At 68.9% G+C, this 11,169-nt stretch carries 9 protein-coding genes; 3 read left to right on the forward strand and 6 right to left on the reverse strand.

Annotated features, from left to right (window positions below; translation table 11 throughout):
- The first annotated feature begins 135 nt into the window (after window positions 1–135).
- A complete protein-coding gene (locus ACR2FV_RS02520) occupies window positions 136–1,191 on the forward strand; it encodes a LacI family DNA-binding transcriptional regulator (protein ID WP_434014145.1) in 1,056 nt (351 codons plus the stop codon).
- A gap of 601 nt (window positions 1,192–1,792) precedes the next feature.
- Here the strand turns inward: ACR2FV_RS02520 and ACR2FV_RS02525 are convergent.
- The 6 genes from ACR2FV_RS02525 to ACR2FV_RS02550 form a co-directional block, all read right to left on the reverse strand.
- Window positions 1,793–2,674 carry a glycosyltransferase family 2 protein gene (locus ACR2FV_RS02525; protein WP_434014146.1) on the reverse strand — a complete coding sequence of 294 codons (882 nt, stop codon included), beginning with the start codon at window positions 2,672–2,674 and terminating at the stop codon, window positions 1,793–1,795.
- Window positions 2,671–3,699, reverse strand: a complete 1,029-nt coding sequence (locus tag ACR2FV_RS02530; RefSeq protein ID WP_434014147.1) for a glycosyltransferase — start codon at window positions 3,697–3,699, stop codon at window positions 2,671–2,673. The genes ACR2FV_RS02525 and ACR2FV_RS02530 overlap by 4 nt, the downstream gene beginning before the upstream one ends.
- Window positions 3,696–4,760, reverse strand: coding sequence for a glycosyltransferase (locus ACR2FV_RS02535; RefSeq protein WP_434014148.1), 1,065 nt, complete (start codon window positions 4,758–4,760; stop codon window positions 3,696–3,698). The genes ACR2FV_RS02530 and ACR2FV_RS02535 overlap by 4 nt, the downstream gene beginning before the upstream one ends.
- Window positions 4,748–5,680, reverse strand: coding sequence for a glycosyltransferase family 1 protein (locus ACR2FV_RS02540; RefSeq protein WP_434014149.1), 933 nt, complete (start codon window positions 5,678–5,680; stop codon window positions 4,748–4,750). The genes ACR2FV_RS02535 and ACR2FV_RS02540 overlap by 13 nt, the downstream gene beginning before the upstream one ends.
- 724 nt (window positions 5,681–6,404) lie before the next feature.
- Window positions 6,405–7,547, reverse strand: a complete 1,143-nt coding sequence (locus tag ACR2FV_RS02545) for a tyrosine-type recombinase/integrase (RefSeq protein ID WP_434014150.1) — start codon at window positions 7,545–7,547, stop codon at window positions 6,405–6,407.
- A gap of 510 nt (window positions 7,548–8,057) precedes the next feature.
- Window positions 8,058–8,780, reverse strand: coding sequence for a hypothetical protein (locus ACR2FV_RS02550; protein WP_434014151.1), 723 nt, complete (start codon window positions 8,778–8,780; stop codon window positions 8,058–8,060).
- Window positions 8,781–8,936: 156 nt separating this feature from the next.
- Here ACR2FV_RS02550 and ACR2FV_RS02555 point away from each other — a divergent pair, with 156 nt between their 5' ends.
- Together ACR2FV_RS02555 and ACR2FV_RS02560 are read left to right on the forward strand one after the other, a co-directional pair.
- Entirely contained in the window at window positions 8,937–10,190 is a 1,254-nt protein-coding gene (locus ACR2FV_RS02555) for an IS256 family transposase (RefSeq protein WP_434014152.1), read from the forward strand.
- Window positions 10,191–10,734: 544 nt separating this feature from the next.
- Complete coding sequence (locus ACR2FV_RS02560; RefSeq protein WP_434014153.1) at window positions 10,735–11,085, forward strand: antitoxin Xre/MbcA/ParS toxin-binding domain-containing protein; 351 nt, start codon at window positions 10,735–10,737, stop codon at window positions 11,083–11,085.
- Window positions 11,086–11,169 lie beyond the last annotated feature (84 nt).

The raw sequence follows: 11,169 nt of genomic DNA on the forward strand, positions 1-11,169 counted from the left end.
CACCACCATCTACCAACTCGACCACTTCGCACCCAGAGTTAGGTCATAGGCGCCGCCACCACCAAAACCCCTGGTCAGAAACCAAACAACCTCACCAACCGTCCCGATCCTCGGAAACTCGGGCTAGGTGACAGCATGGCCGGCGTGGGGCGAACGAGGAGCGGGACGCGGGTCCGGCTCAAGGACGTCGCCGAGGGCGCGGGCGTCCACGTCGCGACGGCCTCCCGGGCGCTGAGCCCCGACCCCGTGGTGGCCGCCACGGTCAGCACCGCGCGCCGCGAGGCGGTGCTCGCCGCGGCCAGCCGGCTCGGCTACCGGCCCAACCGGGCCGGGCGTGCGCTGCGCACGGGGGACAGCCGGCTGCTCGGCCTGCTGGTGCCCCGGGTCAGCGACACGGCCCTGTCGGTGTTCTATGAGGGGATGCTGCAGGAGGCGGAGCAGCAGGGCTACACCGTCGTCGTCGCCAGCACGCGGGACGACCCCGGGCGGCGCCGGGACCAGATCGACCAGTTCGTGGAGCACGGCGTCGACGGCATCCTCTACACCGACGCCCACCTTGGCGAGTCCTTCGACACCACGAACCTGCCCGTCCCGGTGCTGCCCGCCTACCGCTACCCGCACACGCCCTCCGGCATCACGGCGGACGACGAGGTCGGGGGCGCGCTGGTCGCCCGTCACCTGCTGGCCCTCGGGCACTCCTCCTACCTGGTGCTGGCCGGTATGGAGTGGGCCAGCACCACGGTGGACCGCACGGGGGGCTTCACGCGTGAGCTCGAGCTGCGGGGGACCGGTCGTGAGCAGGTGACTGTCCTGAACGGCGCGCTCGAGGTCCGCGAGGGACGCGAGGCCGCGACTGGGCTCCTGACGGCGGGCGTCCGCCCCACGGCGGTCTTCGCGGTCGACGACTACCTCGCGCTCGGTGTCCTCTCCGCGATCCACCAGGCCGGGCTGGTCCCGGGCGTCGACGTGGCGCTCGTCGGCTACAGCGACCTTCCCCTGGCGGCAGAGCTACAGGTGCCGCTCAGCAGCGTGCACGTGCCGCTCGCGGACCTGGGGGCCAGGGCGCTGCAGTCGCTGCTGCAGGTCGTCCGTGGCGAGGAGCCGGCGGATCTGCGCGTGGAACCGTCCCTGACGGTCCGTGCCTCGTCCGCGGGACCCGCGGCAGGCACCGTCGAGGCGAGCGCCGGCTAGCGCCGTGCCCAGCGCGTAGCGGCTCCCGAGCGTGGGATCACGCAGGCCCGGTCGACGATCGCACAACGAGATTCGGGCTCGAACATCTTGGACGTGGGGGAGCCGCCGCCCACCACGTCGAGAAGCGCCCCCATGGCGGCTCGACCTACTTCCACGAGGCGAGAGTCGACCGACGTGAGCGGCACGGCAGCGCTGCCGCCATGGCGACAGGACGGCACGGGACCGCTCCATCCGCGGAGGGTTGGAGGGCCGGTTCGGCTGACTCGTTTCAGCCGGCGTGGCGTTCGGGCCAGCCGTGGGCGTTTCCCAACTACGCCTGGCCCGCACCGTCGTCGCCGACCTGCGCCTGCCCTTGGGAACGCCGCCGAGAACCGGGCAAGCTCACCCCCGCCCGCGTCCGCCGAGGATTTCACCAACTCAGCCCAACCCTGGGCACACCCGCCAGAGCGCCGAAATCCCGAACCGCCGGCCCGGACGGCCCAAAGGGACCCGACGACCACCGCGAACCCGTCACCCAGCCATCAAGAAGACCGCCTGATCACCCCGCCGAGGTTTAATCGCAAGCTGAGGAGACCCGGCAGTAGTCGACCCAGAAGCCCGGCTAGAGCGCAGCCTCCGGGCGCAGCACCCGCCACTCGCCGGTGCGCCCCTCCACCTCGGCCAGGCCCATCGCGGCGAAGCGCTCCAGCCACCCCTCCATGGGAAACCACCCCCACCGTTGGTGAAAGCGGTTGGCATTGGCCACGATCGCGTCGAGGTGCTGCACCGGCGGGCTCTCCGAGGGGTGGTGCTGGTGGTATGCCGTGGCGCCGCCGACCCATAGCATCCTCCCCTGGGCCGCGCCCAGGCGCTGCCCGAAGTCGGTGTCCTCACCGCCATACCCGACGTAGTCCTCACAGAAGCCGCCCAGCGCGTCCCAGTCACTAACGTCGAGCGCGAAGGACAGCGACCAGAACAGCCGCAGGTCCTCGGCAACCCGCACCTCGCCCACGCCGAGAGCGGGCCGGGCAGGGTGCGGACGGGCCAGGCGGGCGAGGTCCTGCTCCCAGTAGTCAAGGGGATCCGGAACCGGTGGCAGGTAGCCGATATCGCCGCTGGCCACGACCGGCCTGTCCGCCTTGGAGGGCGAGCCGCCTCGCCGTCCCAGCACCGTGACGTACTGCTGCACTAGCGTCGGCGAGGGGATGCAGTCGACATCGAGGAACACGAGCGTCTGCGCCCCGGCATCGATGGCGGCCCGAGCGCCGGCGTTGCGCGCCGCCGCCAGGGGCAAGCCGGCAGCTGACGAGGCCACCGATGCGACCGTGACGTCCCAGTTCGGCTGCGCGTGCCGGACCACCACGTCGGCGATGCCGGGGTCGTCCATCGCGACCGCCACGTAGACGTCTGGCTGCAGCACCTGGCGTGCCAGTCCACACAGCTGGCCGGCCAGGTGGCCGTGCCTGCCTTGGGCGATGGTGACGACCCCAGTCCGCGCGCTCACGCCACGCCCTCCGCGCCCACGCTCCCTGCCAGCGCTTCGAGCTGGCAGGCGGCCTTTCTCGCGCCGTCACCGGTCGACCAGCGGCTCCAGCCGGTGCCCCCGAGCGAGGCCGCCCGTTCCAGTAGGGCCGGCCAGTCGGCGGCACCTGGCCAGCTCGGGAGGCCGACCGCTGCCCCGAGCCGGTTCACTGCGGCCGCCGTCGCCTCCTGCTCCCCGAACGGCCGGGTCTGGGCGATGACCACCGCCGGGCGTCGCGCTGCGGCCACCTCGGCGACGGCGTTCTGGCCGGCGTGGGTCACCACGACATTCGCTGCGGCCAGCTCGCCCCAGAGGTCGGGGGACGGGGACGACGCGGGGTCGCGCTCGAGCCAGTCCCAGTGGGGGGCCGCCGCGCGGGCAGCTGCCACCGCGTCTCTGTCAGCCGACCGGCCGCCGCTGCCCCACAGCACGAGGACCTGGCGCCGGGGACGGCGGGCGCCCATTCGGACAGGTGCCGCAGACCGGCCATCGAAGCGAGAGATTCCGCCCACACACCACACCTTGTCCTGCCACGACGACGGCCAGTCGTCTGTGTGGGCGCCCTCGGGCCAGGGCGCCAGCAGGGCCTCGGCGGAGTCGTGGGCCAGGCGGTGGGGCCGGTCCAGCCTCCTGCCCGGCAGGGCGACGACGACCGTGGGCACCCCGCAGAGCCGGGCTAGCAGCGCCACCTCGACCGACACGTCGACCACGAGCAGCTGCGGCCGGTGCTGGGCGATCCACTCCGCTAGCTGCGCCATGCGCGCGCTCAGACCCTCGTGCAACGGCGGCGCCCAGTGCAGCACCCCGCCCGCCGTGACGTCGCCCGCGGCAGCGGCGGCGGACGGTGACGGCGTGTCATCGCGAGCCAGCTGGGTCCACGGCTGCGTCCACCCTGCCGGGGCCTGGAGCGAGCTGAGCCCCCACACCGACTCGTGCAGGCAGGCAGTGATCGACTGCAGCCGGGTGATGTGGCCCGAGCCGTGGTGGTGCGCGTAGTAGCCGATCACGCCGCGCGCTCCGGGGATGACACGTCTGCGTAGACACCCAGGTAGGCCTGGATCATCTGCTCCACCGAGCAGCGGCGCACCGCGTGCTCCCTGCAGGTCCCGCGGTCGAAGGCCGCGACCTCCTCAACGTGCTGCACCGCCCCTTCGATGTCACCTCCTGCTACCAGCACACCGCACCCTGGCGAGACGAACTCGCGGAGACCTCCCCGGTCATAGCCAAGGACGGGAGTCCCGCAGGCGAGCGATTCCGCGGCCACCAGACCGTAGGGTTCGTCCCATGCCGGCGTGACGAGACTGGCGGCGCTGGAGCCGACCAGCGCGGCCAGGTCGTCCACACCGAGGTGCCCGACGTACTCCGCGCGGGGACCCAGCAGCGGCCGGACGGCGTCGTCGAAGTACGTCCCGTCCGGCACGGGGCCGGCGACCCACACTCGCCGCCCGCTGGCAGCGGCAATGCGCAGGGCGTCGTGGGGCGCCTTTTCGGGGACGAGTCGGCCGAACCACACAAGATCGTCACCACCCGGGCCCGGCACCCAGCGGTCGACGTCCACGCCGTTCAGCACCACCTCCGCGTCGGCGACGTGGCTCCAGAGGCCGGCGGTGTGGGAGCTGACCGCAACGAACCGGGCTCGGGTCTGGTCCATCAGGCGGATCGCTGGCTCGAGCCAGGGCGTCGGCGGGGTGTGCAGCGTGGTGACCATCGGCGCCCTGGCGGTGGCGGCCAAGGCGATGGGGAGGTAGTGGAGGCTGTTGTTGTGGATCAGGTCGAAGTCGGTGCGGCCCTGCAGCTCGAGCATCACCTGCAGGTAGGCGTGGTGCTCGGCCAGCCAGCGCTCTGGTGGCATCGCGACATCGCGACGCGCGGCGTCGCTCAGGTGGAGCGGCCGCACCTGGATCTCACGGGCGCCCAGCCTTTCGTCGCTGCCGGGCCCGGCGAAGAGCGTGACGTCCACGCCGCGGCCCCTCAGCCCCCGTACGAGCTGCCAGGTCAGCGACTCCAGCCCGCCCGCGAACGGTTCGCGAAGCGGGTGGTTGGCGGACGCGATGATCACGACGTGCATGACGTGCTCCTCGCGAGCGCCTGCTCGTAGATGCCCCGGTGCGCCTCCGCCAGCATCTCCCGCTCCGCTCGGCGCTGGGCTGGGTCGGCCCGCCATTGCGGACGCTGCCGGTATGCCGTGAACACGGCCTGCTGGAGGCTGGCCTTGCGCACGGGGGCCGGCCCCGCGGCATACGTCAGGCAGGGGCGCTGCTCGGCGTAGAAGCCGCAGTCGGGCGCCACCACGGCAGTGCCCAGGTCGTAGCCTGCCTCCAGCCAGCCCGAGTGGGTACCGAAGCGGTAGGGCAGCACCGACAGGTCCAGTCCCTGGAAGTAGTCCCACAGGTCGGCATCGGAGAAGTAGTCGTGGACGTGCAGCTCCACCAGTCCCAGCGACTCGAGCCTGCGCAGGCCCTCCGCCAGCGTCGGCGCGTACCTTGGAAAGAGGGGAGTCATGACGTCCGTGTGGGCGTCGACTCGCAGGCGGGCCCCCGGCATCTGCGCCAACACCTCGGCGATCGTCTCGACGTCGGGCAGCGGGTCCATGCTCACCCGCAGGCTCTTGGCGTGGATCCCGACGACGAAGCCGTCGTGGCGCGGGCGCGGGCGCGTGAGAGTCGGCTCCTCCACCACGTGGGGGTGCGGCAGGACCCGCGCCTTGCGGCACCATCGACGCCTGATCTCAGCAGCCGCTCCCTGGGTCAGCGTGATCAGGGTGTCGGCCGCCTCCACCAGCACCGACAGCTGGGCGTCGTGCAGTCCGGGCTCGAGGTGGTGGGGGTTTCGCAGGTCGTGCACCGTGAGCACCAGGGGCTTGGCCTCGGCGCGCAGCGCTGCCACGAGGTCCGGCAGACTCTCGGGCGAGGTGGCGTCGAAGCCGAAGTGGACGTGCATGAGGTCGAACTCGCCCGCGTTCTCGCGCACCCAGGCGCTCTCGAGCATGCGCGGCGGCCACCACTGAGCGTCCGGGACGTTGGTGCTAGGGCGAGGGTCCGGCAGCCGCTCGACACCATCGCCGCCCTCTGCCGCCAGGTGGCGGACATAGACATGTCCTGACGGGACCGAGGCAACGCGAATACGCAAGACAACCTCCGGCGACGAGGAGCGGGCACCGGCGACGGCCGGCGCCCTGCTCCGGAAACGGGTGACGGCGCGTAGCTGAACCCGCTTGCCACGGTACTGCCGTTCCCGGGAGGCGGCGACCGTTCCAAGGAGGCCGCGACTCGGTGCAGCGAACGCTCAATCCTGCACGGGCCAGATGATCGTTTTCGAGCAGCAGGACGACTTTGCGCTCAGCTACATGCCCTGTCGAGTCGTCATGGCGAAGCCCCTCCGGGACGCCGCCAGAGAGGCTATAAGGAAGGACAGCCCCAGGGCTGCTACGCGCGTTGAGCCGGCTTTACGCGCCGGTCCAGATGTCGAGGACGTGTGTCCCATGTGGGCAAGTCCCCCTCCCGATTGAATCACATTGGACACACGGGTCTCGGCGGTCCGAGCGCGGGCGTGAGAGGACTCGGATCCGTCCATGGGGGCCGAGGCAGCCGAGCGCGTGTCCGCGTTTGACTTGGGCGTGGGGGAGGAGTGCAATCCGAGCGACCCCACCACCCGGGGTGCTGAAACAGAGTTGTGGACTGCACCGCGGGCTCGTCGGTGTGGGCGCCTGGGATCAGTGTTGTGGGTGCCCGACTCGTGTGGTGGAGGCCTCTGCAATGCGCGACAGCGCTGTGGCGATCTGTGCGTCACGCCCCTGCGCGGCGTGCTGGTAGCGAAGCGCCGCTTGGGGGGTGGAGTGTCCAAGTCGGCCCATCAGCTCAGCCAGGGTGGCTCCCGTCTGTGCCGCTAGGACCGCGCCCGTGTGTCGGAGGTCATGCCAGCGAAGGTCCGGCCGGCCAGCGGCTTGCCGCGCGCGGTAGAACGCCCTATAAAGAGTCGATGGGGCGAGGTGAGAGACACCATCGGCAGCAGGGAACAGCAGGACGTCCGGACCGCCTGCGGGGTTCCGGTTCACGTGGTCCTTGAGCATCGGCATCAAGTGGGCCGGAATGGCCACGTCACGTGTTCCGGCGGCTGACTTGGGCGTGCCGACAATGACGTGGCCGGCCGAGCGCACTACTCCGCGGCGGACGTGAATGATCCCATTCGTCAGGTCTAGGTCTCGACGACGCAACTCAATCAGTTCGCCGAACCGCAGCGCGCACCATGACGAGAGCAGGACCATTGGGCGGTACTTCTCGGGCATGGCCTGGGTCAGCGTCTCCAGCTCCGCGAGGGTCGCAGGCTTTATCTGCTTGACTCGCTTGGCGCTTCCGGCCCCGCGGATGTGGCAGGGGTTGGCAGTGATCTTTTCGTCGGTCAGGGCCGTGGACAGGAGAGTCCGGAGCAGTCCGTATGCGTGGGCGCGGAGAGTTGGGCGGGATCTGTCTAACTGGCAGTGCCAGCTACGCACCATCTCACTCGTCAGGCCGCTCAATGGCACTTCGCCCAGCTCGGGGAGAATCTGTCGGTCCAGTAACGATCGGTAGTGTTCTCGAGTGCGAGGTTTCAGATCGCGGTGATCGATCCAGCGTTTGGCGTAGGTGGCCAGAGTCAGCGTAGGGGACGCCTCCTTCGTCGCTTGGCGTGATCTCGGGGAGATCCACTCGCCACGCTCAAGGAGGCGGTGCTCGCCTGCGAGCCACATCTCGGCGTCGATCCTGGCCTGGAAGGTGAGTGGTGCGTTGTGCAGCCGGGCGTCGGGGCCCATGTAGCGAGCTCGGAAGCGACCGCTGGGGAGTTTGCTGATCTGCCCGAAGGCGCGTCGCTTGGGCACGTGAGCCTCCAGTCCGTGTCGTCTGCGTGTCGTTCAGAAGTGTAACCCTGTCAGCTCTCGCCCGGTGGTGACAAGTGATCCTGCGCCGCGAAAGTCCACGTCAAACGGCATATTGCCTGGCAGGAAGCAGTGTCCTCGACATGTCTGGAACCTGATTCGATCCCAGTATCGCCCACCATCATGAAATAGCCTTTGAGCAGCGAGAACATCGCCTCGACATCCTCCCGATTTCGGGTTCGTGCCATATACGTGCCAGATCGGACGGCCGCGGCACCCTGGCTGGTGCACCTCATGGGATTGCCTGCGATCCGAAACTGACGAACGCCACAGACATGAGCCTGGTGACCGCGATCCTGGACGTTTCGAGCACGTCAGATCAGCTGAGTATCGACACAGGCGGAAAGAAGTTCCTCGCGCCACCTGGGTCTGCTCCAGGCGGATCGCAGGCCCGCCAGGATGTTCAGACGATTCTCAGCTCACAGCTTGTCTGCCCGGCCCGTCCGGGATGTCTCAGGACGCCTGCCGGGCGCGTTCGATATCCGAGATCAGGCTCTTCAGCGTGCGGGTCGGCAGCGGCTTCTTCAGGGGTAGCCGGTCCGGACCGAGGTAGTTGGCGTTGATGTGCTCCCGCAGGTTGAGCGCGGCCCTGAGTTGCTCGATCTCGAACGTCGGGCGCCAACCGGCGGCCTGGTCGAGTAACCGGCGCATCTGGATGTCCCGAGAGTGCAGGTAGTGGTCGCGCGTGTCGAGCAGCGGACCTCGCACGCTGGTGCCATAACGACCTACGCGGCACCCGACTCGGGTGCGGAGGTCGGAGTGGCCGAGGAGGACCTCGGCGATCTGGGGCCGGGCGGTCAAAGCGAGGCCGTTGAGGTAGACGCCGGTGATGGGACCTCCGCCGGGGTCGTCCTCACTCCGCGGCCTGGGCCGCTGCTTCTGGCGGCTGATTTGCGCACTGTGGTTGACGTGCTCCAGCAGGCCGATGCCGACCGAATAGGACGCCACGTGCCCCAAGGCAACGGCTACCTCACCGAGGTTCCCAGACTGTCCTAGTGTCACGCGTAGACCGGCGTCGGTGAACGCCTGGGCCGCAGCGAATCCGTCGCGGATCTTCCTCAGGCTCTCGTCTTCGCCGCCGAACGGCGACATGCGCAGTTCCATGTCGGTGACGCCCGCCCGGATATACTCGGCGGCCAGCTCCACCGCGTGCCGCCTTAGGAACTTGTTGGCCACCGTCAGGACTGCGCGCGTCGGCTTGTCCTTCGCCAGTTGAGTCCTGCAGGGTGGTGTACGACGGGAGCCGGTGAGCGTGTCCTGCACAGGTAGGCGCGGCCACCGGGTGATCCTTCGAGTGATCTCTTGACAACCGACTCGAAGAAGGGCACCACGATGACCGCTGTACCCAGTATCGACCCCGAACAGTTCTTGCACGAGCAGCTCGCGCAGGCGAGCCCGGACTTGATGCGCGAGATGCTCACGACGTTCATCAACGCGTTGCTCTCGGCGCAGGCCGACACGGTCTGCGGAGCGCAGTACGGCGCCCGGGGCCCGGAGCGGACCAACCAGCGCAACGGTTACCGACACCGGGATTTGGACACCCGGGTGGGGACCGTGGATGTGGCGATCCCCAAGCTGCGGGAGGGCTCCTACTTCCCGGACTGGTTGCTGCAACGGCGCCGGCGGGCTGAGGCGGCGCTGACCACGGTCGTGGCCACCTGTTACCTGTTGGGTGTCTCGACGCGGCGGATGGACAAGCTGGTCCAGTCCTTGGGCATCACCGGCCTGTCCAAGTCGCAGGTCTCGGTGATGGCCCAGGAGCTCGATGAGCACGTGAACGAGTTCCGCACCCGCCGCCTCACCGAGGGCCCGCACACGTTCGTGGCCGCGGACGCGTTGACGATGAAGGTTCGTGAGGGCGGGCGGGTCGTGAAGGTGTCCTGCCTGGTCGCCACCGGCATCAACAACCAGGGATACCGCGAGGTCATCGGCCTGCAGGTGGCCACCGCCGAGACTTCCGCGTCCTGGTTGGCGTTCTTCCGCGACATGGTCGCCCGGGGCTTGAGTGGGGTCGCGTTGGTCACCTCGGACGCGCACGCCGGGCTGGTCGAGGCGATCGGCGCCACGTTGCCGGGGGCGTCTTGGCAGCGGTGCCGAACGCACTACGCGGCGAACCTGATGGCTACCACCCCGAAGGCGTCCTGGCCGTGGGTCAAGGCGCTGCTACACAGCGTGTACGACCAACCCGACGCGGCCGCGGTACAGGCCCAGTTCGAGCGGGTCCTGGACACCTTGGAGCACAAGCTGCCCGCGGTCGCGCAGCACCTGGAAGGCGCCCGGGCCGACATCCTGGCCTTCACCGTGTACCCCAAGGAAGTGTGGCGCCAGATCTGGTCGAACAACCCCAACGAGCGACTCAACCGGGAAATCCGCCGGCGCACCGACGTCGTGGGCATCTTCCCCAACCGAGACTCGATCATCCGCCTCGTCGGCGCTGTGCTTGCCGAACAACACGACGAATGGGTAGAGCAACGCCGCTACCTCGGCGTCGACGTTCTGACCCGCTGCAGGGCCGTACTGACCGACCACGACACGAAGGAGGAAACCACCAACCAGCCCCTGGCCCTGGACCCGATCGGGGCCTAACCACCACCCATCGACGGATCACCGTCGTACACCACCACCGTGGACTTGACCCCTTCGCCCGGAGTCTGGTCGCTTCGGCCAGATCAAGGTTCAGTCTCGCCGTCCGCTCGCTCTCAACGTAGAAGTGTGGTGCGGTCAGTTGTGTGACGCTGTCGGGGTGGGCGCGGATAGTGCGTTCCACCACGGCCTCTCGAGCCCGCAGATCGCCCGCTAGGACGTCGATCGAGTACGGCGTGCCCCCCCAGAGCGGAAACGCATCCAGACGGTACCCGGGCTCGGCGAGCCGTTCGACGCTCGGCTCGAAGAAGACCGAGATTCCCTGGTCTCGCGCAGCATCGGCAGCATGCACCTGGTGGCGGGCTGCCTTCGGGTCCAGTGTGATCGCCGAGGTCCCACTCGGGGCCCTGCTGAGGAAGTCCTCGGCGACCTTGTGGTGGTTGTGGCCCAGTCGGAACTGAACGGTCATGACGCGCGCGCCTCTCGTGGGGTTGCCGAACATCTGACATAATAGCGACAGAAACTGCGACAGAAGGATGGTGTAGCGATGCGGCGTGTCGGACCTGGCGCTCTGGCGGAGAAGGTATCGGTCGCCATCGACAACCTCGGACTCACCGACGACGAGGTTGGACTGATCGTCGAGGCGTCGGGGCGCTCGGTAGCCAGATGGGCTGCCGGCGATGTCGTCCCTCAGCGGCTCAACAAGGAGAGGCTGCTCGAGCTCGCTTACGTGGCCGACGCGCTTGCGGAGGTCCTGCCGCGAGACCACGCCAACGCTTGGCTGTTCACACCGCACCGTCGCCTTGACCACGAGAAGCCAGCCGATCTCATTCACCAAGGCCGCTACCGGGAAGTCCTCAACCTGATCGAGGCCATGGCGGACGGGATCATTGCTTGAGCGGCGGAATCGAAGGGCAATTGCTTGATGCGATCAAAAAGATCGGGAGGGGCACCTAGGAAGGGTGCGCGTCCCGAGCGACCC

Source organism: Ornithinimicrobium sp. (genome assembly GCF_051004135.1).
Taxonomy (GTDB): Bacteria; Actinomycetota; Actinomycetes; order Actinomycetales; family Dermatophilaceae; genus Ornithinicoccus.

Excerpts from the sequence above, each read along its gene's own strand:
- ACR2FV_RS02560 (WP_434014153.1), top strand. The coding sequence starts at position 10,735 with ATGCGGCGTGTCGGACCTGGCGCTCTGGCGGAGAAGGTATCGGTCGCC.
- ACR2FV_RS02535 (WP_434014148.1), bottom strand. The coding sequence starts at position 4,760 with ATGCACGTCGTGATCATCGCGTCCGCCAACCACCCGCTTCGCGAACCG.
- ACR2FV_RS02540 (WP_434014149.1), bottom strand. The coding sequence starts at position 5,680 with ATGCTCGAGAGCGCCTGGGTGCGCGAGAACGCGGGCGAGTTCGACCTC.
- ACR2FV_RS02555 (WP_434014152.1), top strand. The coding sequence starts at position 8,937 with ATGACCGCTGTACCCAGTATCGACCCCGAACAGTTCTTGCACGAGCAG.
- ACR2FV_RS02520 (WP_434014145.1), top strand. The coding sequence starts at position 136 with ATGGCCGGCGTGGGGCGAACGAGGAGCGGGACGCGGGTCCGGCTCAAG.